The sequence below is a fragment of the Roseateles sp. So40a genome, from assembly GCF_048081605.1.
Taxonomy (GTDB): Bacteria; Pseudomonadota; Gammaproteobacteria; order Burkholderiales; family Burkholderiaceae_C; genus Roseateles.
On sequence record NZ_CP182288.1, the window covers coordinates 124,970 to 146,800 of the forward strand.

At 69.8% G+C, this 21,831-nt stretch carries 19 protein-coding genes; 12 read left to right on the plus strand and 7 right to left on the minus strand.

Translation table 11 applies throughout. From position 1 onward, the window contains the following. The first annotated feature begins 101 nt into the window (after window positions 1–101). Window positions 102–296 carry a heavy-metal-associated domain-containing protein gene (locus tag ACNI65_RS00560; protein ID WP_416760612.1) on the plus strand — a complete coding sequence of 65 codons (195 nt, stop codon included), beginning with the start codon at window positions 102–104 and terminating at the stop codon, window positions 294–296. Between the two features lie 191 nt (window positions 297–487). Here ACNI65_RS00560 and ACNI65_RS00565 read toward each other — a convergent pair whose 3' ends face one another. Together ACNI65_RS00565 and ACNI65_RS00570 are read right to left on the minus strand one after the other, a co-directional pair. Beyond that, window positions 488–2,659 carry a molybdopterin cofactor-binding domain-containing protein gene (locus ACNI65_RS00565; RefSeq protein WP_416760613.1) on the minus strand — a complete coding sequence of 724 codons (2,172 nt, stop codon included), beginning with the start codon at window positions 2,657–2,659 and terminating at the stop codon, window positions 488–490. Between the two features lie 2 nt (window positions 2,660–2,661). Further along, window positions 2,662–3,132, minus strand: coding sequence for a (2Fe-2S)-binding protein (locus ACNI65_RS00570; protein ID WP_416760614.1), 471 nt, complete (start codon window positions 3,130–3,132; stop codon window positions 2,662–2,664). 546 nt (window positions 3,133–3,678) lie between these two features. On the opposite strand from ACNI65_RS00570, the gene ACNI65_RS00575 reads away from it, so the two are divergent. Continuing rightward, window positions 3,679–6,432 (plus strand): TonB-dependent receptor plug domain-containing protein, encoded by a 2,754-nt coding sequence (locus tag ACNI65_RS00575; protein ID WP_416760615.1) that lies wholly within the window; start codon window positions 3,679–3,681, stop codon window positions 6,430–6,432. A gap of 28 nt (window positions 6,433–6,460) precedes the next feature. Here ACNI65_RS00575 and ACNI65_RS00580 read toward each other — a convergent pair whose 3' ends face one another. Further along, entirely contained in the window at window positions 6,461–7,453 is a 993-nt protein-coding gene (locus tag ACNI65_RS00580; RefSeq protein ID WP_416760616.1) for a LysR family transcriptional regulator, read from the minus strand. Window positions 7,454–7,693: 240 nt separating this feature from the next. On the opposite strand from ACNI65_RS00580, the gene ACNI65_RS00585 reads away from it, so the two are divergent. Continuing rightward, complete coding sequence (locus ACNI65_RS00585) at window positions 7,694–8,860, plus strand: MFS transporter (protein WP_416763532.1); 1,167 nt, start codon at window positions 7,694–7,696, stop codon at window positions 8,858–8,860. A 68-nt stretch (window positions 8,861–8,928) separates the two neighbouring features. Here the strand turns inward: ACNI65_RS00585 and ACNI65_RS00590 are convergent, their stop codons facing one another. The 4 genes from ACNI65_RS00590 to ACNI65_RS00605 form a co-directional block, all read right to left on the minus strand. Further along, complete coding sequence (locus ACNI65_RS00590; protein ID WP_416760617.1) at window positions 8,929–9,189, minus strand: hypothetical protein; 261 nt, start codon at window positions 9,187–9,189, stop codon at window positions 8,929–8,931. Between the two features lie 187 nt (window positions 9,190–9,376). Then, on the minus strand, window positions 9,377–9,685 hold the full coding sequence (locus ACNI65_RS00595) for a type II toxin-antitoxin system RelE/ParE family toxin (RefSeq protein WP_416760618.1): 309 nt from the start codon (window positions 9,683–9,685) through the stop codon (window positions 9,377–9,379). Further along, window positions 9,663–9,932 carry a hypothetical protein gene (locus tag ACNI65_RS00600; protein WP_416760619.1) on the minus strand — a complete coding sequence of 90 codons (270 nt, stop codon included), beginning with the start codon at window positions 9,930–9,932 and terminating at the stop codon, window positions 9,663–9,665. The genes ACNI65_RS00595 and ACNI65_RS00600 overlap by 23 nt, the downstream gene beginning before the upstream one ends. Window positions 9,933–10,067: 135 nt before the next feature. Next, on the minus strand, window positions 10,068–10,838 hold the full coding sequence (locus ACNI65_RS00605; RefSeq protein ID WP_416760620.1) for a TetR/AcrR family transcriptional regulator: 771 nt from the start codon (window positions 10,836–10,838) through the stop codon (window positions 10,068–10,070). 239 nt (window positions 10,839–11,077) lie between these two features. Between ACNI65_RS00605 and ACNI65_RS00610 the strand changes: the two genes are divergently transcribed. The 9 genes from ACNI65_RS00610 (at window position 11,078) to ACNI65_RS00650 (ending at window position 21,777) form a co-directional block, all read left to right on the plus strand. Continuing rightward, complete coding sequence (locus tag ACNI65_RS00610; protein ID WP_416760621.1) at window positions 11,078–12,685, plus strand: carboxyl transferase domain-containing protein; 1,608 nt, start codon at window positions 11,078–11,080, stop codon at window positions 12,683–12,685. Between the two features lie 46 nt (window positions 12,686–12,731). Beyond that, window positions 12,732–13,295: a GNAT family N-acetyltransferase gene (locus ACNI65_RS00615; RefSeq protein ID WP_416760622.1), complete on the plus strand. Its 564-nt coding sequence runs from the start codon at window positions 12,732–12,734 to the stop codon at window positions 13,293–13,295. After that, window positions 13,292–14,506 carry an alpha/beta hydrolase family protein gene (locus tag ACNI65_RS00620; RefSeq protein WP_416760623.1) on the plus strand — a complete coding sequence of 405 codons (1,215 nt, stop codon included), beginning with the start codon at window positions 13,292–13,294 and terminating at the stop codon, window positions 14,504–14,506. The genes ACNI65_RS00615 and ACNI65_RS00620 overlap by 4 nt, the downstream gene beginning before the upstream one ends. Beyond that, a complete protein-coding gene (locus tag ACNI65_RS00625; protein WP_416760624.1) occupies window positions 14,503–15,309 on the plus strand; it encodes an enoyl-CoA hydratase/isomerase family protein in 807 nt (268 codons plus the stop codon). Before ACNI65_RS00620 ends, ACNI65_RS00625 begins: the two co-directional genes overlap by 4 nt. 14 nt (window positions 15,310–15,323) lie before the next feature. Then, window positions 15,324–16,655 (plus strand): adenosylmethionine--8-amino-7-oxononanoate transaminase, encoded by a 1,332-nt coding sequence (gene bioA, locus ACNI65_RS00630; protein ID WP_416760625.1) that lies wholly within the window; start codon window positions 15,324–15,326, stop codon window positions 16,653–16,655. Continuing rightward, window positions 16,645–17,850 (plus strand): 8-amino-7-oxononanoate synthase, encoded by a 1,206-nt coding sequence (gene bioF, locus ACNI65_RS00635; RefSeq protein ID WP_416760626.1) that lies wholly within the window; start codon window positions 16,645–16,647, stop codon window positions 17,848–17,850. The genes bioA and bioF overlap by 11 nt, the downstream gene beginning before the upstream one ends. Next, window positions 17,847–18,602 (plus strand): dethiobiotin synthase, encoded by a 756-nt coding sequence (gene bioD / locus ACNI65_RS00640; RefSeq protein WP_416760627.1) that lies wholly within the window; start codon window positions 17,847–17,849, stop codon window positions 18,600–18,602. The genes bioF and bioD overlap by 4 nt, the downstream gene beginning before the upstream one ends. Beyond that, window positions 18,599–19,678, plus strand: coding sequence for a biotin synthase BioB (bioB, locus tag ACNI65_RS00645; RefSeq protein ID WP_416760628.1), 1,080 nt, complete (start codon window positions 18,599–18,601; stop codon window positions 19,676–19,678). Before bioD ends, bioB begins: the two co-directional genes overlap by 4 nt. 113 nt (window positions 19,679–19,791) lie before the next feature. Beyond that, window positions 19,792–21,777, plus strand: a complete 1,986-nt coding sequence (locus ACNI65_RS00650; protein WP_416760629.1) for an acetyl/propionyl/methylcrotonyl-CoA carboxylase subunit alpha — start codon at window positions 19,792–19,794, stop codon at window positions 21,775–21,777. Window positions 21,778–21,831: the final 54 nt, after the last annotated feature.

Genomic DNA, 21,831 nt, shown 5'->3' on the forward strand with positions numbered 1-21,831 from the left:
GGCCATGCCCCTGATGGGAGAAGTCCGATCCCCGCGCTTGACCCTGCCACCGTGGGAAGGTTTACGCTCGCGGCCATTGATTGTTCGATCAGGAGCCCGAGATGCATGAATTCAAGCTGCCCGACATGAGCTGCGGCCATTGCCTGGCCGCCGTCACCGAAGCGGTCAAGGAGGCCGACGCGAAGGCCGAGGTCAATGTCGACCTGCCGGAGAAGACGGTCAGGGTCGAGAGCGCGCTGAGCCGCGAGCAGCTCGCCAGCGTGCTCAGCGAGGCGGGCTACCCGCCCGCCGCCTGAGCCCTCGCGTACTCCCTCTCCCGCTTGCGGGAGAGCAACCGTGGCAATTGGTGCGCATTGGGCCCCCTCGCCCGCGAAGCGGGAGAGGGCGGGGGGTGAGGGCTCGGGGCAGGGCTCGCTGTCGATCACGAGCCCTCACCCCTCCCTCTCCCGCTTCGCGGGCGAGGGTGATCGGTCGGCGCCCTGCGCGCTCAAGCCTGCTTGAGCGCCTCGCCGTCAAAGGGCAGCGCGCGCAGCCGCTTGCCGGTGGCCGCGAAGATCGCGTTGGCCACGGCCGGCGCGATCGGCGGCGTGCCCGGCTCGCCGATGCCGCCAGGCGCTTCCGCGCTCTGCACGATGTGCACGTCGACCTTGGGCATCTCGCTCAGGCGCAACACCGGGTAGTCGTGGAAGTTGCCCTGCTCGACCTTCCCGTCCTTGAACGTGATGCGGCCGTACAGCGCGGCTGACAGCCCGTACACGATGGCGCCCTCGATCTGGCGCGAGATGGTCTGCGGATTGACCGTCTGGCCGCAGTCGACCGCCGCCGTGACCCGGTGCACGCGGATCGCGCCGTCCTTGCCGACCGAGACCTCCGCCACTTCCGCGACCCAGGTGCCGAAGCTCTCGGCCACCGCGATGCCGCGATGCCGGCCCTTGGGCAGCGGCCGGCTCCAGCCCGCCTTCTCCGCGGCCAGCAGCAGCACGCCGCGGGCGCGCGGGTGTTTCTCCAGCAGCGCCAGGCGGTACTTCAACGGATCCGTCTTGGCCGCGTGCGCGAGTTCGTCGATGAAGCTCTCGATGAAGAACGCGTTCTGCGAATGCCCCACCGAGCGCCAGAACCAGACCTGCGGCCCGGGTTCCGCGCGGCCGTAGGCGATGCGCTGGTGCGGGATCTCGTAGGGATGGTCGGCCAGGCCCTCGACGGCCATCGCGTCGACGCCGTTCTCGGGGATCTTCATGAAGCCCGAGGCCGCCATGATCGACGGGCTGGCCACGTCCGCGCGCAGCATCAGCGGGCGGCCCTGATCATCGAGACCGGCGTCGAAGCGCACGCGCGAGGTGGGCCGGTAGAACCCGGCGGCCATGTCGTCCTCCCGCGCGTAGATCAGCTTGACCGGGCTGCCGCTCAGCTTGGAGAGCAGCGTCGCGTCGATGGTGAAGTCCGGCGCGAAGCGGCGCCCGAATCCGCCGCCCAGCAGCAGCGTGTTCACCTTCACCTTGGCCGGCGTGACCTGCGCGACCTGCGACAGGATGCCCTGCGCGGGCCCCTGGCTCTGCGTGCCGGCCCAGATGGTGACCTCGTCGCCGCGCACCCAGGCCAGGCAGTTCAAGGGCTCCATGCAGGCATGGGCGAGATAGGGCACGTCGTACTGCGCGCTGAGCGAGCGGGCCGAGTTGGCGCTGCCGTCCTTGACGTTGCCCGTCTCCAGCGCGATCGCCGTGGCGTTCTGCAAGCCCTCGTCCAGCGTCGACGAGACCTTGTCCGAGGACAGGTCCGCATGCGCGCCCAGGTCCCATTCGATGCCCAGCGCGTCGCGGCCCTGCCGGGCCGCCCAATAGCCATCGGCCAGCACGGCCACGCCCGAAGGCAGCGCGATGACCTTGCGCACGCCCTTGATCGCCTTGGCCTTGCCTTCGTCGAAGGCCTTGGGCTTGGCGCCCGCGATCGGCGCGCGCGCCATCACCGCGACCAGCATGCCGTCGACGCGCGCGTCGATGCCGAACTTGGCCGTGCCGTTGATCTTGGCCGCGCTGTCCAGCCGCCGCGTGGGCTTGCCCATGATGCGGAAGTCCTTGCGGTCCTTGAGCGCGGGCTTGTCGGGCACGGGCTGCTTCGCGGCGGCGGCGACCAGCGAGCCGTAACTCGCCTTGCGGCCGTTGGGGCCGATCACCTGGCCGCGCTCGGTGCGCAGCGACGCGGCGTCGAGCTGCCACTGCTGCGCCGCGGCGGCCACCAGCATCTGGCGCGCGGCGGCGCCGGCCTGGCGGACCGGCGTCCAGTGCGCGCGCACCGTCGTGCTGCCGCCGGTGGCCTGCATGCCGAACATCGGGTTGTTGTAGGCCGCGTCCACCGGGGCCTGCTCGACCGAGACCAGCGCCCAGTCGGCGTCCAGTTCCTCGGCCACCATCATCGGGATGGCGGTCAGCACGCCCTGGCCCATCTCGGCCGAGCCGCAGACGACGGTGACCTTGTTGTCGGGCGTGATGCGCAGCCAGGCGTTGGGAGCGAAGGTGTTGCTGGGGCCGCCGGACGCGCCCGGCTCGGCGGCCTGCGCCAGCGCCGCGCGCGTGCCGGCCAGCGGCAGCGCGAAGGACACGGTCAGCGCCGCGCCGGTCTTGAGCAGGCCGCGCCGGCTCGGGGATTCAATCGCGATGCCCATGATCAGCCTCCCTTCACCAGCGTGGCCGAGGCGTCGTGGATCGCCGCCCGGATCTGGTTGTAGGTGCCGCAGCGGCAGATGTTGCCGCTCATGGCGCCGTCGATGTCGGCGTCCGTGGGCTTCTTCTTGCCGGCCAGCAGCGCGCACGCGCTCATGATCTGGCCGCTCTGGCAGTAACCGCACTGCGGCACGTCGAGCTTGAGCCAGGCCCGCTGCACCGCGCGCCCCGTGGCGGAGGCGCCCACGCCCTCGATCGTCGTGATCTTCTTGCCCGCGGCCGCCTCCAGCGGCGTCTGGCAGGACCGGATCGGCTGGCCGTCCAGGTGCACGGTGCAGGCGCCGCACAGCGCCATGCCGCATCCGAACTTGGTGCCGGTCAGCTGGAGTTCCTCGCGCAGCGCCCACAGCAGGGGCATCTGCGGATCGGCGTCGAGCGTCACCGCCCGACCGTTCACGGTCATCGATAGGGACATGGGGGATTCCTCCTGGGGGACGCCTGGGCGGATCCGCCGCGCCTGGTCCTTCCTGCAGGGGCCGGGTCTTGCGGCGGGGGTGCGCAAGCGTAGCGCTTTCATCCCCGCGAGGTGCGGGGTCAGGGCTTGTCCCGACCCCCGATGCGCACCGGCCGGAGGCGGCGCAATCGCCCCTTCGGGTTGTGCCTGAGCGGGTTATCACCAACGAAAGGGCGAATGACGCACCGTCGTGGTGCCAATTTGCATCGAAAGGGTTTTCCCTCGATTTGGGTGAAGCAACGACCCGGAATCGGGGCTGTTCTGCTGCATTTGCGCGCATTCGGGCGATTGCCGCCCGTCATTGCGAGGGGCGGCTTCTGCGTCGTGAAGCAATGTTGCTGATTTGCAATGGGTGACGACGGACAGGGGGTGGTGGGCTGCCCAGAATCCGCCCCCTCGCGCCCTCCGGGTGACCCTCGATGGTGCGTGACCCGGTTGCCGATCCTGGCCGCCGGTCCCTCGGCCGGTGCGATCCATTCGGCCCTTCATCAAATCGCAAGTGGAAGTATGAGAAAGAACACCCAGCTCTCCCTGTCCCTGAGCGCCGCCGCCGCGCTGCTGTGCTGCGCGCAGATCGCGCAGGCCCAGGCTCAGGACACGACCCAGCTCCAGCGCGTCGAGGTGACCGGCTCCAACATCAAGCGCCTGGCGTCCGAGACCGCCTCGCCGGTGCAGGTCTACAACCGCGACGAGATCCGTCGCACCGGTGCCAACACGGTCCGTCAGGTGCTGGACACGCTGACCTCGACCTCGAGCTCCGAACTCCGTGATGACGGCAACACCTCGAGCTTCGCCTCGGGCGCCTCGGGCGTGTCGATGCGCGGTCTGGGCAAGGGCGCGACGCTGGTGCTGCTGAACGGCCGCCGCGTGGCCAACTTCGGCCTGGCCGACGGCGCCAAGGACACCTTCGTCAACGTCGACGCGATCCCCGCTGACGCGGTCGAGCGCGTGGAAATCCTGAAGGACGGCGCGTCCGCCATCTACGGTTCCGACGCGATGGCCGGCGTGATCAACATCATCACGCGCCGCAGCTACAACGGCGTGGGCGCCTCGGCGAGCTACACCTTCAACGAGAACCCCAGCGTCGGCGCGCAGCGCCAGGCCAGCATCGTGGCCGGCTTCGGCGACCTGGAGAAGGACCGCTTCAACGTCTTCGCCAACATCGAGGCGTACCGCCGCGAGGGCTACACCGTGGCCGACGTGAAGGACGACTACCCGTCGTGGCACAAGTCCTACTTCCTGGGCACCTTCGGTGATCCCAGCCTGAGCTCCTTCCCGGGCAACCTGCGCGTGGGCACCAACCGCGTGCCGGTGGCGGGCTGCACGACGCTGAACGCGGCGGGCCAGTGCGTGACCGACATCAACTCGCTCAACGCGGTGTCCGACCCGGCCAAGCGCGTGAACCTGTTCAGCGCCGCTCGCATGAAGGTCACCGAGGACATCCAGGCCTTCGCCGAGGTGTCGTATTCCAAGACGACCACCGAGTACAAGGTGGTGCCGATGACCATCGCCGCTGGCGGCACCTCGCGCTGGTACGACGGCTACAACAAGGTCGCCCAGTCGGTGCCGCACCCGGTGCTGTCCGCCACGAACCCGGCCAATCCGACCGGCGCGGCGCGCGGCATCGACTACCGGTTCATGGACGACCCCAACCTGTTCAACTACGACGGTACCGGCAAGCAGTACCGCGTGCTGACCGGCCTGCAGGGCACGTTCCGCGACATGGATTGGGAAGTCTCGGTTGGCCGCAACGCCGCCGAGGCCGACAAGCTGGCCCGTTGGGGCTCGCGTGATCTGTACGCCGCCGTGGAATCGGGCGAGTACAAGATCGGTGGCGGCAATAGCCAGGAGCTGCTGGAGCGCCTGTTCCCGATCAACGGCTCGCAGGGCAAGAACCACCAGACGTGGGTCGATGCCAAGCTGAGCGGCGAGCTGATGCAGCTGCCGGGCGGCCCGCTGGCCTTCGCCATCGGTGCTGAACACCGTCAGGAAGGCGTGCGCATCAAGTCGACCGACAACGTGCTGAAGGCGCAGATCGTCGGCCGCGGCTCGGTGCTGATCGACGGCCAACGCGACCTCGAGGCCGCCTTCCTGGAGCTGAACGCGCCGGTGTGGAAGGGGCTGGAGCTCAACGGCGCGCTGCGTTTCGACAAGGCCTCGGGCTTTGACGGCCGCGTGTCGCCGAAGTTCGGCGTCCGCTACGAGGTGTCGCCGCAGCTGCTGCTGCGCGGCACGGTCGCCGGCGGTTTCCGCGCGCCCAACATCCCCGAGACGCTGGGCCAGGTCGGCGTGACCGGCTTCTACAACCAGATGGTCGACCCGCGCCGCTGCGCGACCGCCACGGCGATCAACGACGTCCTGAAGAACGGCACCGCCGCGGACAAGGCGGACGGCACGCTGGCGCTGAACAGCGGCTGCCGCGCCTCGCTGCCGGTGATGATCTCGGCCAACCCCAACCTGAAGCCGGAAACGTCCAAGAGCGTGACGCTGGGCTTCGTGTTCGAGCCGACCAAGAACGCGTCGATCGCCGTCGACTACTTCAAGATCGAGCGCAAGAACGAGATCTCCTCGCGTGATCCGGACTACGTGCTGGCCCGTGAAGGCACGGCGGGTTACGAGTCGGTGATCAGCCGCGGCGCGCTGACGGCGCAGGAACTCGCCTGGGCGGCTCGCGCCAACCAGCTGTCGGGTCAGTCGATCTCGTGGACGGCCGGTCAGGTCACGTCGCTGCTGCTGCAGTACGAGAACTTCGGCAAGACCGAGACCTCGGGTGTGGACATCGACCTGAAGGGCCGCGTCGCTTCGGGTTCGTTCGGCACGCTGAACCTGGGCCTGGCCGCGACCTACGCGCTGAGCTACAAGCAGTGGGACATCGGGTCCAACCAGTGGCGTCCCAACCAGGTCGGCATGTACGAGAACCCGCGCCTGAAGTCGGTGCTGTCGGCCTACTGGAACAAGGGCGACTGGACCACCGGCCTGCGCTTCAACTACACGTCGCGCACCTCGCTGAACCGCAGCGAGGCCGACCAGGCCACCTGGGGCGAGGCCGCCTGCCAGTCCAGCCTGAAGCCGGGCTCGCTGCCGTGCTTCATCGACGAGGACCTGCGCACGGACTTCAGCCTGGGCTACACCGGCATCAAGAACCTGCGCCTGTCGCTGAACATCATCAACCTGATGGGTGACGAGCGTCCGGTCAACCTGCGTGACGGCTACAAGCTGCGTCCGCGCAGCTACAAGGTCGGCGCTTCGTACGACTTCTGATCGCTCTCTGATCGATCTCCTTGATCGATCATGCAGCCCGGCTTCGGCCGGGCTTTTTCTTTTCCGAAGCCCGGGAGGGCTTGGCGATCACGGGCGCGCGCACCCGGGCCTGATCGGCGGAGTTCTGGAACTTCGCGACCAGCGCCTCGATGAACAGCCGCGTGCGCGCCGGCAGCTGGCGCCGCGACGGGAACACAAGCTGCAGCGGCCCGAGTTCGCCGGCCCATTCGGGCAGCACCTCCACGAGCCGGCCGTCGTCGAGCTCGGCCACCACGTCCCACACCGAGCGCCGCGCCAGGCCCAGGCCCGCGAGCGTCCAGTCATGGGCCTGCTCGCCGTTGTCGGTGACCAGGCGGCCGTGGACGATGACGGCGCGCGGTGACGCGCTGACCGACGGATCGGCGGGCATGAAGACCCACTCGGACTGCCGCGTGGCGACGCGCTCCTGCAGGATGCAGTCGTGGCCAGCGAGGTCCTCCAGCGTGCGTGGCGTGCCGTGGCGGCGCAGGTAGTCAGGCGTGGCGCACAGCACGCGCCGGTTGGGACCGAGGCGGCGCGCGACGAGTCGCGAGTCGGGCGAACCGCCGATGCGCACGCCGCAGTCGAAACCTTCCTCGATCAGGTCGACGATGGTGTCCGACAGCGAGACCTGCACGGTGACCTCCGGATGGGCCTGCATGAACTCGGCGGCCAGCGGTCCGATGCAGCGCCGTCCCAGCGCGACGGTCGACGTGATGCGCAGCAGGCCGCGAGCGTGCTGGCGGCCCTGGGCGAGTTCGGCCTCGGCGTCGTCGATGTCGGTCAGGATGGACTGGCAGCGTTCGAGGTAGATGGCGCCCTCGTCGGTCAGCGACAGCCGGCGCGAGCTGCGCTGCAGCAGGCGCACGCCCAGGCGGGCTTCCAGCCGCGCCAGTCGCTTGCTGCCGACGGCGGGCGACACGCCCAGCTCGCGTCCGGCGGCGGAGAGGCTGCCGGCGGCCACGGCGCGCACGAACAGGCGCATGTCGTCGAGTTCATTCATCGGGGCGCTCCAGGTCGATCACGCAGGACAAGTCGATCACGCAGGACAGGTTGATCAGGTGGGCCGCATCTTGCGGCGGTCATCTTTTCCATTCTGGAACAGATGCATATGTCTTTCGATGGATTCTCAATCAGGAAGGCAAAGATCACAGTGCGGGTCATCGAATCAACCAGGAGTCAGCTCGTGAGCTCCGTGCCTTCCTCGATCGGCGCCTCAGGCGCCACACCTGCCGGCGGTGCCGTGGCCTCGCGCGGTTTCCCGTTGCCCATCCTGGCGCTGGCGCTGGCCGCCTTCGCCATCGGCACGACGGAGTTCGTGATCATGGGTCTGCTGCCGGCGATGGCGCAGGACCTGGCGGTGAGCCTGCCGAGCGCGGGTCTGCTGGTGACTGGCTACGCGCTGGGCGTGGCGCTGGGCGCGCCGCCGCTCGCGGCGCTGAGCGCGGGATGGCCGCGCAAGCGCGCGCTGCTGGTGCTGATCGCGCTGTTCATCGTGGGCAATGCGATGTCGGCGATGGGTGAGGGGTACTGGACAGTGATGGCGGGCCGCATCGTGGCGGCGCTGGCGCACGGGTCGTTCTTCGGCATCGGGGCTGTGCTGGCGAGCGAGCTGGTCGCGCCGGACCGCAAGGCCGGTGCGATCGCGCTGATGTTCACCGGGCTGACGCTGGCCAATGTGCTGGGGGTGCCGCTGGGCAACCTGATCGGTCAGCAATGGGGATGGCGCGCGAGCTTCGCGGCGGTCGCCGGGCTCGGCGTGGTGGCGGCGGTGGCGCTGGTGGTCTTGTTGCCCAAGGCGCGGTCGGCGTCGGAAGAGGGCGGTCAGGGCAATGAGTGGTCGGTGCTGCGGCGTCCGCAGGTGCTGATCGCGCTGGCGCTGACGGCGGTCGGTTTCGGCGGCGTCTTCACGGCGTTCACCTTCATCGCGCCGATGCTGGAGGATGTGACGGGCTTGTCGCCGAGCGCGGTGACCGGCGTGCTGTTCCTGTTCGGGCTGGGCCTGACGATCGGCAACACGGTGGGCGGGAAGCTCGCGGACTGGAAGCTGATGCCATCGCTGATGGGCGTGCTGGTGGCGCTGGCGGTGGTGCAGGCGCTGCTGGCGGTGGTGCTGGACTGGCAGTGGCTGACGATCGTGTCGGTCTTCCTGTGGGGCGTGGCCGCGTTCGCGACGGTGCCGGGTCTGCAGATGCGGATGATGCAGCAGGCGCCGGATGCCCCGGCGCTGGTGTCGACGCTCAACATCGCGGCGTTCAACCTGGGCAACGCGGGTGGCGCGTGGCTGGGCGGCTGGATGCTGACGCACGGCGCGTCGCTGCGCGCGCTGCCGGTGGCCGGCGCGGCGCTGGCAGTGGTCGGCCTGGGCCTGGCAGCGCTGAGCGTGGCGATGGAAAAGCGCTCGCGCTGATCAATAGACGCGCTCTTCGAGCGCGTGGAGTGTGGAAGGGCGACCGCTTGGGTTCAATGAGCGGACATTCAAGCGTCGCTGGAATGAGTCTGGCAGTGCTTCATTTCTCGGAGCTTGCGATCGATCCACTCCATGACAACCTCGTGCGGGATGTTGGGCCGCGGGTCCTCGATCGACAGGCGGATCTGCTCTCGATACCAATCGTCCCAAGCGTCCTGATCGAAGTTGTCCTCGCTGATGTGGGGCACGTACTCGCCCGGCGCGGGTGTGGGGATCTGCACCGGCATCGGCACGGTGCCCAGCAGTTCTTCGTGATCAAGGGTCGGCATGTTCAGCTCCAGGAAGTGACTCGAACGTCGGAGCCGCCATCGTTCTCGAACGCAGGCGATCGCGCCATGACCTCAACTGCTGCGCTTTTGACTTGTCCGAGTCGTGCGCGTCGGCGTGTCGCATCACGAATGAAGAAGGGCGACCGCTTGCGGTCGCCCTGGTCGTCGGCCGGCGCTCCGCGGCGGTTCAGTGAATGGGCTCCGGAGGGTTGGGCCAGTTTCGCCGCGCGTGCACGATGTCCAGAACCTCCACGGCGGTCTCCGTGATGCGATAGGGCACCAGATAGTTGGCCGTGACGACGAGTTCACGGATGCCCTCGACGCGCTGAGATGCACGGTAGAGCATTGGATTCCTCATGGCCAAACGAAGGCTCTGGAAGATCTTCCGTCCGAGCTCCTCGGCTGCAAGGATGTTGTGCCTGCGGATCTCCGCCATGATCGCGTCGTAGCGAAGTGAGGCGCGAGGTCGCCATTCAAGAGCCGTTCGAGCATCCATGCGTGCTCCTGTAGGCGCGACAGGTTGCCCAGAAGTTCCTCTCAATCTCCTCATGAGGAATGTTGGGGCGCGGGTCCTCGATGGAAAGACGAATCTGCTCTCGATACCAGGCGTCCCAAGCTTCTTGATTGAAGTTGTCCTCGGAGATCAGAGGCGGGTGTTCCTCAGGGCGGTGCGACGGAAATCGGGGTGATGTGAGCGGCTCGTCGGGAGGTGCAAGCGCGTTGGACTGAAGGTCGTGATCCACGATGTTGGGCTCCAGGAAGTGACTCGAAAGTCGGAGCCGCCATCGTTCTCGAACGCAGTCGAACGCGCCATGACCTCAACTGCTGCGCTTTTGACTTTCCCAAGTCTTGCGCTCACGTGCGGAATGCGCTGAGGGTCAGGGCTTGCCGTCGTCCTCGAGCGCCTGCGCCATGCGCGCCTTCAGCCGCCGCAGCGCCTTGAGCTCCTGGTCCGGCGCTTGCAGCGCCGGCCACAGCAGCGCCACCAGGTCGCGCGCCGCGGCATCCACCTGGATCTGCCGGCCCGCGATGATCACTTCCCAGAGCATGTGCTCCATCGGCCCGAACACCAGCGACCTCAGCAGCCGCAGCGGAATGTCCTGCCGCACCTCACCCTGCGCCTGCCCGCGCGCCAGCAGGTCCATCAGCGGCGCCGTGTAGCGCCGCTGCAGATCGACGAACGCCGCGCCGAAGTCCTGGCCCTCGCCGCGCGTCACCGGCGCCTCGCGCTTGCGGCCCTCCGACAGCACCAGCTCGCACAGCCCCGTGCCCTGGATCAGGAACAGCCGCAGATGCGTGTGCACGACGAATTCCAGCTGGTCCCGGATCGGCCGCCCGCGCGGCAGCCCCGTCTCGATCGCCTCGATGATCTCGTCGTACCAGTCCCCGATCACCCGCATGCACAGCTCACGCTTGCCACGGAAATACGTGAAGACCGTCGCCTCGGAGATCCCCAGCCGCTGCGCGATCTCGGTCGTCGTCGCGCGCTCGTAACCGCGTTCGGCGAACACCGCGCGGCTCACGCGCAGGATGTCGCGCACGCGCTGCTCCGCCTTCGCGCCCACCGGCGAGCGGCGCTGCGCGGGCAGCGCGGCGGCGGACGTCGGCACGGGACCGGCGTCGGGGCGGGCGGGGGGCAGGGCGCTCATGAGGGGCGGATTCTCCCGATTTCTTGAGCCGGGCTCAAGTGCTCGGTCCCCGCATCCGGACATCTGGAAAAACCGGTGCCTTCTCGCGTATGCTTCGCGCCTTGCGCCGGCCCGGCGATCCCGGGCCGCAGCGCCCCACCTCGCGCTCAGCATCGAATTGAGCGCGGCTCATGTGGTCGGTCCAGCCGTTTCATCGACGATGGCCGCCGTTGAGCGCAGAAGCCCGGAGACACCAGACCATGCCCCAGTTGCCCACCAAGCTCAACGCCCGCTCGGCCGAGTTCAAGGCCAACGCGGACGCGATGCGCGGCCTGCTTGACGACCTGAACGCCCGGCTGGCGAAGATCGCCGAGGGCGGCGGCGAGGCCGCGCGCGCCAAGCACGTCGCCCGCGGCAAGCTGCTGCCGCGCGACCGCGTCGAGATGCTGCTCGATCCGGGCACGCCCTTCCTGGAACTGGCGCCGCTGGCGGGCCTGGACATGTATGACAACGCCGCCCCGGGCGGCGGCGTGATCGCGGGCATCGGCCGGGTGTCCGGCGTCGAGTGCGTGATCGTCTGCAACGACGCCACCGTCAAGGGCGGCACCTACTACCCGATCACCGTCAAGAAGCACCTGCGCGCGCAGGAGATCGCCGATCAGAACCGCCTGCCCTGCATCTACCTCGTGGACAGCGGCGGCGCCAACCTGCCCAACCAGGACGAGGTCTTCCCGGACCGCGACCACTTCGGCCGCATCTTCTTCAACCAGGCCAATCTCTCCGCCCAGGGCATCCCGCAGATCGCGGTGGTGATGGGCTCGTGCACCGCCGGCGGCGCCTACGTGCCGGCGATGAGCGACGAGACGGTCATCGTCAAGAACCAGGGCACGATCTTCCTGGGCGGCCCGCCGCTGGTGAAGGCCGCGACCGGCGAGGTCGTCAGCGCCGAGGACCTGGGCGGCGGCGACGTCCACACCCGGCTGTCCGGCGTGGCCGACCACCTGGCCGAGAACGACACCCACGCGCTGGCGATCGCGCGCCAGTCGGTCGCGCGGCTGAACTGGCGCAAGCGCGGCGAGCTGCTGACGCAGACGCCCAAGCCGCCCGCCTTCGATCCCGCCGAGCTGCACGGCGTGATCCCGACCGACACGCGCAAGCCCTTCGACGTGCGCGAGGTCATCGCCCGCATCGTCGACGACAGCGCCTTCGACGAGTTCAAGGCCCGCTACGGCAACACGCTGGTCTGCGGCTTCGCCCACATCGAGGGCATGCCCGTGGGCATCGTCGCCAACAACGGCATCCTCTTCGCGGAAAGCGCCAACAAGGGCGCGCACTTCATCGAGCTGTGCTGCCAGCGCAAGATCCCGCTGGTCTTCCTGCAGAACATCACCGGCTTCATGGTCGGCCGCAAGTACGAGAACGAGGGCATCGCCCGCGCCGGCGCCAAGATGGTGACCGCGGTCGCGTGCGCGCAGGTGCCCAAGTTCACCGTGATCATCGGCGGCAGCTTCGGCGCGGGGAACTATGGCATGTGCGGCCGCGCCTACTCGCCGCGTTTCCTGTGGATGTGGCCCAACGCCCGCATCTCGGTGATGGGCGGCGAGCAGGCCGCGTCGGTGCTGGCCACGGTCAAGCGCGACGGCATCGAGGGCAAGGGCGGCCAGTGGTCCGCGCAGGAGGAAGAAGCCTTCAAGGCCCCGATCCGCCAGCAGTACGAGGACCAGGGCCATCCGTACTACGCCAGCGCCCGCTTGTGGGACGACGGCGTGATCGACCCCGCCGACACGCGCCGCGTGCTGGCGCTGGGCCTGTCCGCCGCGCTCAACGCCGAGATCCCCGAGACGAAGTTCGGCGTGTTCCGGATGTAAGGTCCGGCCCTCCCGTCCGTCCGTTCGCCCGCTCCTCCGCCCCACGATGACCGCCATCACCCTGCGACCGCTCGCCACCGACGATTCCATCGAGGCGCTGACCGCGCTGCTGCACGCGTCCTACGCGTCGCTGGCGGCGCAGGGCTGGAACTTCACGGCCGTCGACCAGAGCGTGCAGACGACGCGCGAGCGCGTGGAGAGCGGTCAGGCCTTCGTCGCGCTGACCGCGACTGGCGAGCTCGTGGGCACGGTCACCGTCGCGCCGCCGAAGCGGCCCGACGGCCGCTACCTCGGCGACCCGGTGCCCGATTGCTACACGCAGGCCGATACGGCCATCCTGGCCCAGCTCGCCGTGCATCCGTCGTGCCGCGGGCAGGGCGTCGGCGAGCTGCTGATGGACACCGCCGAGGCCTGGGCGCTGGCGCAGGGCTACGCCCATGTCGCGCTGGACACGGCCGTGCCCGCCGAGGCGTTGCGGCGTCGTTATGAGCGCCGCGGTTACGCGCTGATCGGCGACGTGCAATGGGCTGGCAAGACCTATCGCAGCGTGTTGATGCGCAAGGCGCTTGGCGAGGCGCTCGGCAGCGCGTCGGCGGAGACGCGCGCATGACGTCGCGCCTTCTCGGAGCACTGGGCATCGCCGCGGCATTGGCAGGCGCGATGCTCGCCGGCGCGGCCCACGCGCAGGACACGACGGTGGGCGAGACCGTGAACGCCGCGCCCGCGCGCCTGGCCCTGGACATCCGCGAGGCCATCGTGCGGGTGCCGGTGTCCGTCGAGAACCACATCGGCCGCACGCTGCAGGCCGAGCTGATCGTCACCACCTTCCGCCCGGCGGGCTCGGGTCCGTTCCCGCTGGTCGTGCTGAATCACGGCCGCCCCGTCGACGAGCACGCCCGCGCCGCGATGCCGCGTCAGCGGCTCGAGGGCGCGGCGCGTTTCTTCGTGCGCAAGGGATTCGCCGTCGCGGTGCCGACGCGCCTCGGTTACGGCGAGCTGGCCGCGGTGGGCGACCCCGAGGCCAGCGTGCGTTGCGACGCGCCGCGCTACGAGACCGCCGGCGCGGCGGCCGCGGCGCAGGTCGCGGCGGTTGTGCGTTTCATGCAGTCCGCCGCGGACATCGACGCCCAGCGCGTCGTGCTCGCCGGACAGTCGCTGGGTGGCTTCGCGACGATCGCCGCGACCGGCGAGCGGCTGCCCGGTGTCGTTGCCGCGATCGACTTCGCCGGCGGCCACGGCGGCAATCCCGACACGCACACCGGCGAGCCCTGCCGTCCCGACGAGCTGGCCCGCCGCTTCGCCGATTTCGGCCGGCGCGCCGCGCAGGACGGCCATCCGGTGCCCACGCTGTGGGTCTACACCGAGAACGATCGCTTCATCGCGCCGCGTCATCAGGAGCGCTGGTCCGCGGCCTACCGCGAGGCGGGCGGCCTGGCGCAGGTCCATCCGATGCCGGCCTTCGGCAGCGACGGCCACCAGCTCTTCGCCAAGGGCAATGACGTCTGGCAGCCGATCGTCGACGACTTCCTGCGCCCGCTGGGCTTCCCGATTCCGGGCGCCTTGCTGGTCGCGCGCGGCGGGGCCGTCGCGGTGGAGGACACCCGCTCGCTGCCGGCCGACGGCCGCGTCGTCAATGGCTATCGGCAGTTCCTCGCGGCCCGGGAGCCGCGCGCCTTCGCCACCAACGGCAACCACTGGGGCCTGGCCGTCGGCGACGACGCCGCCTCGCGCGCGCTGGCCCTGTGTGATCGCCACACCGAGGGCGAGGAGCGCTGCCGCCTCTACGCCATCAACCGGACCGTCGTCTGGAGCACCCCATGACTTCTCTTCAACCGACCACGCTGCGCGTCGAGCGCAGCGGCCCGAACGGCGCCGTGGCCCGCGTCACGCTGAACCGCCCCGACGTGCGCAACGCCTTCAACGACACCGTCATCGGCGAGCTGACCGCGGTCTTCGAGGCGCTGGGCCGCGACGACGCGCTGCGCGCGATCGTGCTGGCCGCCGAGGGCAAGGCCTTCTGCGCCGGCGCCGACCTGAACTGGATGAAGGCGATGGCCGGCTACAGCTGGGACGAGAACCACGCCGACGCCGGCCGCCTCGCCCACATGCTGTGGACGCTCTACCGCTGCCCGGTGCCCGTCATCGCGCGCGTGCAGGGCGACGTCTACGCCGGTGGCGTCGGGCTGGTGTCGGTGTGCGACATCGTCGTGGCCACCGAGGCCGCCGGCTTCTGCCTGTCCGAGGCCAAGCTCGGTCTGCTGCCCGCGACCATCGGTCCCTACGTCGTGCGCGCGCTGGGCGAGCAGGCCTCGCGCCGCTACTTCGTGACGGCCGAGCGCTTCGCCGCCGCCGAGGCGCATCGCCTGGGACTGGTCCATGAACTGGCGGCCGATGCCGAGGCGCTCGACGCGAAGGTCGACGCGCTGGTGGCCTCGCTGCTGGCCAACGGCCCGGCGGCCGTGCGCGCGTGCAAGCGCCTCGTGCAGGACGTGGCCCACGCGCCGATCACCGAGACGCTGCGCGACGACACCGCGCGGCGCATCGCCGACATCCGCGCCAGCGCCGAGGGGCGCGACGGCGTGCAGAGTTTCCTGTCCAAGGCCAAGCCCTCGTGGCTGGCTTGAAAGTTCCTTCCTGAATGTCTGAAGCAGTACGACAAGACTGGCAGCGCCGCAGCCTCGCGGCGGTCTGGCACCCGTGCACGCAGATGGCGCGCGCGCAGGACGCGCCGCCGCTGCCCATCGCCCGCGGCGAGGGCCCCTGGCTGATCGACCACGAGGGCCGGCGCTATTTCGACGCCAACAGCTCGTGGTGGGTCAACCTGTTCGGCCATGCCGACCGGGGCCTGAACGACGCGATCAAGCATCAGCTCGACACCTTGCCGCACGTGATGCTGGCCGGCTGCACGCACGAACCCGCGGTGCGCCTGGCCGAGCGCCTGTCCGCGCGCACCGGCGGCGCGCTGGGCCATCTGTTCTTCGGCAGCGACGGCGCGTCGGCCGTGGAGATCGCGCTCAAGCAGAGCTTCCATTCGTGGCGCAACCGCGGCCTCACCGACAAGCGCGAGTTCGTCTGCCTGCGCAACGGCTATCACGGCGAGACGATCGGCGCGCTGGCCGTCACCGACGTGGCGATCTTCCGCGATGCCTACGACCCGCTGCTGATGCGCAGCCATATCGTGGCTTCGCCCGATCAACGCCTGGGCAACGAGGTGCAGGCGATCGACGAGATGCGCTCGCTGCTGGCGGATCGCCACGATCACATCGCCGCCGTCATCGTCGAGCCGCTGGTGCAGGGCGCGGCCGGCATGTCGATGTATGCGCCGAGCTACCTGCAGGCGCTGCGCGCGCTGTGCACCGAGTTCAACGTGCACCTGATCGCCGACGAGATCGCCGTGGGCTGCGGCCGCACCGGCACCTTCTTCGCGTGGGAGCAGACCGCGCCGGCGTCCCGGGCGGACTGGCCCGACTTCCTGCTGCTGTCCAAGGGCATCACCGGCGGCACGATGGCGCTGTCGCTGGTGCTGACCACCGACGCCGTCTACGAGGCCTTCTGGTCGCAGGACGTGACGCGGGGGTTCCTGCACTCGCACAGCTACACCGGCAACGCGCTGGCCTGCGCCGCGGCCAACGCCGTGCTGGACCGCTTCGACGCGGGCCAGCTCGCGCGCAACCAGCAGCAGGCGGCGTGGCTGACCGAGGCCTTCGCGCCGCTGGCGGCGGATCCGCGCGTGATGCACCTGCGCCAGCGCGGGATGATCCTCGCGTTCGACATCAACCCTGCCACGACCGCGCCGGTCGAGCGCTTCGCCGAGACCTTCCACCTCGCCGCGCGCCGGCATGAATTGCTGATCCGCCCGATCGGCCAGACCGTGTACCTGATGCCGCCCTATCTGATCGATGAAGCCACCGCGAAGTTCCTGGCGGCGGCCGTGACGGCGACGCTCGAGGAGGTGGTCCATGCTGCTTGAGCATCTGAAGACCAAGCTGGACGCGATCCGCGCCCAGGACCTGACGCGCTTCACGCGCATCGCCGAGACCGGCACCGCGCCGCACCAGACGGTGCGTGGCGCCGACGGCATCGCGCGCGAGCTGACGATGTTCTGCAGCAACGACTACCTCGGCTTGGCCGCGCACCCGGCGGTGACCGCCGCGCTGGTCGAGGGCGCGCAGGTCTATGGCGGCGGCTCGGGCGCATCGCCGCTGGTCAGCGGCCATTCGCGCGCGCACCACGATGTCGAGGCGCTGCTGGGCCGCTGGTTCGAACCGCACATCCCCAGCGCCAAGGCGATCGGCTTCTGCACCGGCTACATGGCCAACCTCGCGGTGGTGACCGCGCTGGGCGACGCCGACGCGGAGATCTTCAGCGAGACGCTGAACCACGCGTCGCTGATCGACGGCACCCGGCTGGCGAAGGCCAAGGTCTCGCGCTACGCGCATTGCGATGTCGAGGACCTGCGCGCGCAACTGGCCGCGAGCACGGCCAAGGTCAAGCTGATCGTCACCGACGCGGTGTTCAGCATGGACGGCGACATCGCCCCGCTGCCCGGCCTGCTGGCCGCGGCGGAGGAGTTCGATGCCTGGCTGATCGTCGACGATGCCCATGGCCTGGGCGTGCTCGGCGAGACCGGCGTGGGCACGCTGGAGCACTTCGACCTGCGCAGCGAGCGCCTGATCCTCGTGGGCACGCTGGGCAAGGCGGCGGGACTGGCGGGCGCCTTCGTCGTCGCCCACGCCACCGTCACCGACTACCTGCTGCAGGCCGCGCGCAACTACATCTTCTCGACGGCCTCGCCGCCGGCGGTGGAGCATGCGCTGCTCACGAGCCTCGAGCTGATCCGTGGCCCGGTGGGCGAGTCGCGCCGCGAGTCGCTGCGCGCGCTGCAGGCGCGGCTGCGCGCGGGCATCGCCGCGCTGCTGGACCGGCATCCGACGCTGAACTGGAAGCTCGCCGAGTCGCAGACCCCGATCCAGCCGCTGATCGTCGGCGGCAACGCCGAGGTGATGGCGCTGGCCGCCGCGCTCGAACGCGAGGGCCTGCGCGTGCCCGGCATCCGTCCGCCGACGGTGCCCAAGGGCGAGGCGCGGCTGCGCATCACGCTGTGCGCGACGCACACCGAGGCCGATGTCGACCGGCTGGTCGCCGCGCTGGAGGCCTGCGCATGAACGTTCTCAAGAACAGCGCGCCGAATCCGGCGACCACGCCGCGACCCTTGCACGGCTTCTTCATCACGGGCACCGACACCGAGATCGGCAAGACCTGCATCACCGCCGGCCTGACGCGCGCGTTCGATGACCTGGGCCGCTACGTCACGCCGATCAAGTCGCTGGCCGCGGGTCAGGCGCGGGATGCCGATGGCGTCTGGGTCAACGAGGACGTCGCGCTGCTGCATGCTGCGCAGCGCCAGGGCATGACGATGGACGAGGTCGGCCCGCTGCAGTTCCGCGAGCCCTGCGCGCCGCACATCGCCGCCAAGCTCGAGGGCCGCGGCATCGACCGCCTGGCCCTGCTGACGTCGATCCGGCGCGCCGCCTCCAAGGGCGATTTCGCGCTGATCGAGGGCGTGGGCGGCTTCCGCGTCCCGCTGACCGACGACTGGGACACGGCCGACCTGGCCGTCGACCTGGCGATGCCGGTGGTACTGGTCGTCGGACTGCGGCTGGGCTGCATCAACCATGCGCTGCTGACCGCCGAGGCCGTGCTGGCGCGCGGGCTGCGGCTCGCGGGTTGGGTGGCCAACACCGCCGACCCCCATCAACCCCATGTGGCGGACAATCTGGCCGCCTTGCACGCCCGTCTCGACCAGGGCCTGAGCGTGCCGTGCTGGGGCCATGTGCCCCGACTCCAAGATCCCTCTCCCGCGGCCGTGGCCGCGCACCTGCAGCAGCCGCTGCTGCTGAACGCCTTGAAAGCATGACGATGAAGCAGACCGTCAACCAGATCCAGACGCTGACGCCCACCACCGACGAGCAGCGCCGCAACGCCACCCCGTGGACCGTCAACGAGATCGCTGCGCTGTTCGAGCTGCCCTTCAACGACCTGCTGTTCCGGGCGCAGCAGGTGCACCGCGAGCATTTCGATCCGAACGCGGTGCAGCTCTCGACGCTGCTGTCGATCAAGACCGGCGGCTGCGAGGAGGACTGCAAGTACTGCCCGCAGTCGGCGCACTTCGACACCGGCCTCAAGGCCGAGAAGCTGATCCCGCTCGAGGAAGTGATGGAGGCCGCCCGCGCCGCCAAGGCCAACGGCGCCACGCGCTTCTGCATGGGCGCGGCGTGGCGCTCGCCCAAGGAGCGTCACCTGGAGGCCATCGGCGAGATGATCACCGAGGTCAAGGCGATGGGCCTGGAGACCTGCCTGACCGCCGGCATGCTGGGCGACGGCCAGGCCGAGCAGCTGCGCGACGCGGGGCTGGACTACTACAACCACAACCTGGACACCTCACCGGAGTTCTACGGCCAGATCATCACGACGCGCACCTACCAGGACCGCCTGGACACGCTGGAGCGCGTGCGCGGCGTGGGCCTGAAGGTGTGCTCGGGCGGCATCGTCGGCATGGGTGAGACGCGCCGTCAGCGCGCCGGCCTGATCGCGCAGCTGGCCAACCTGGATCCGTATCCGGAGTCGGTGCCCATCAACAACCTGGTGCAGGTCGAGGGCACGCCGCTGGCGGGCACGCAGGCGCTGGACCCGTTCGAGTTCATCCGCACGATCGCGGTGGCCCGCATCACGATGCCGCGCGCGATGGTGCGTCTGTCCGCGGGCCGCGAGGAGATGCCCGAGACCATGCAGTCGCTGTGCTTCCTGGCCGGCGCCAACAGCATGTTCTACGGCGACAAGCTGCTCACGACGAGCAACCCGCAGGCCGAGAAGGACCGCAACCTGATCGCGCGCCTGGGCATGCACTGCGCGACCGAGGCCGAGCTGAGCGCCGACGCCGAGAGTGGCTGCGCGCCGGCCGGCGAGGGCGCGTCCTGCGGCCATCGTCATTGATCGGCGCCTGAGGCGCATCTGATCTGCGCCTGATCCGCGCCTGAAGAGCGCACCCGGCGCGCGGCGGTCACGAGCTGCCCCGCGCCGAGGACCTGAAGCATGAGGAGACACCCGTGTTCAAGAAGATCCTGATCGCCAACCGAGGCGAAATCGCCTGCCGCGTCGCGGCCACCGCGCGCCGCCTCGGCGTGAAGACCGTCGCCGTCTATTCGGACGCGGATGCGCGCTCGCGTCACGTCCACGCCTGCGACGAGGCCGTGCGCATCGGCGGCCCCGCGCCGCGCGACAGCTACCTGCAATGGCAGCGCATCCTCGAGGCGGCCAAGGCCACCGGCGCGGAAGCGGTGCATCCTGGCTACGGCTTCCTCAGCGAGAACGAGGAGTTCGCGCAGGCCTGCGCCGACGCGGGCCTCGTGTTCATCGGACCGCCGCCCTCGGCCATCCAGGCGATGGGTCTGAAGGCCGAATCCAAGCGGCTGATGGAGCAGGCCGGCGTGCCGCTGGTGCCGGGTTATCACGGCGCCGATCAGGATCCCGTGCTGCTGCGCCGCGAGGCCCAGCGCATCGGGTATCCGGTGCTGATCAAGGCCAGCGCCGGCGGTGGCGGCAAGGGCATGCGGGCGGTGCTCGCGGATGAGGACTTCGATGCCGCGCTCGCGTCGTGCAAGCGCGAGGCGATCAACAGCTTCGGCGATGACGCGGTGCTGATCGAGCGCTACGTGCAGCGTCCGCGTCACATCGAGATCCAGGTCTTCGGCGACAGCCACGGCGAGTGCGTCTATCTCTTCGAGCGCGACTGCTCGGTGCAGCGTCGCCATCAGAAGGTCCTCGAGGAAGCGCCCGCGCCGGGCATGAGCGCGGAGCGTCGCGCCGAGATGGGGGCTGCCGCGGTGGCCGCGGCCAAGGCGGTCGGCTACCAGGGCGCCGGCACGGTGGAGTTCATCGCCGAGCAGGACGGGCGTTTCTACTTCATGGAGATGAACACGCGGCTGCAGGTCGAGCATCCGGTGACCGAGGCGATCACCGGGCAGGACCTGGTCGAGTGGCAGCTGCGCGTGGCCGCCGGCGAGCCGCTGCCGCTGAAGCAGCACGAGCTGCGCATGCACGGGCATGCGATCGAGGCGCGCATCTGCGCCGAGAACCCTGAGGGTGGCTTCCTGCCCGCGACGGGCACGTTGTCAGTGGCGCGGTGGCCCGCGCATGAAGCTTTCGAGCGTGCGGCCGTGCGCATCGATTCGGGCGTGGGCGAGGGCGATGCGATCAGCCCGTTCTACGACTCGATGATTGCCAAGCTGATCGTCTGGGGCGAGACCCGCGAGCAGGCGCTGGCGCTGCTGGACGCCTCGCTGCGCGACACGCACATCGTGGGGCTGCACACCAACGTCGCGTTCCTGCGCCGGTGCGCCGCGACGGCCTCGTTCGCCAACGCCGATCTGGACACCGCGCTGATCGAGCGCGAGAAGGACGCGCTGTTCGGTCAACCGGGCCTGCCGCTGGCGGACGCCGCCGCGGCGGTGGTCGCGCACACGCTGGCCGAGGAATCGGCGACCGAGTCGACCGATCCCTGGAGCCGACGCGACGGCTGGCGCCTGTTCGGCGCGGCGCAGCGCCGTTTCGAGCTGGACATCGATGGCACGCATCACCAGGTGCTGCTGGCGCGTCACCACCACGGCAGCCTGTCGCTGACGGTGGGCGGTGAAGCGATCGCGCTGGCGCTGCGGTCGGCGGGGCCTGAGCGGCATGAGCTGTACCTGGGCGAGCGCCGCGTGGCGGTCTCGACCTACAAGGTCGGCGAGCAGGTCGCGGTGTTTGGCGCGTCGGGCTCGGCGCTGGTGACGGAGGTCGATGTCATCGCCCATGCCGGCGAGGGGGGATCGGAAGCCGGCCGGCTGACCGCGCCGATGCCCGGCAAACTGGTGGCGTTCCTGGCGCAGGCCGGCGACACGGTCAGCAAGGGCCAGCCGCTGGCGGTGATGGAGGCGATGAAGATGGAGCACACGATCACCGCCCCGCGCGACGGTGTCGTGGCCGAGCTGCTCTTCGCGATCGGCGATCAGGTCGGTGACGGCGCCGAGCTGCTGCGCCTGCAAGCGAGCTGACGCTCTCCTTCCCCCTCTCCCGCTTGCGGGAGAGGGAGGGGTGAGGGCCAGCAG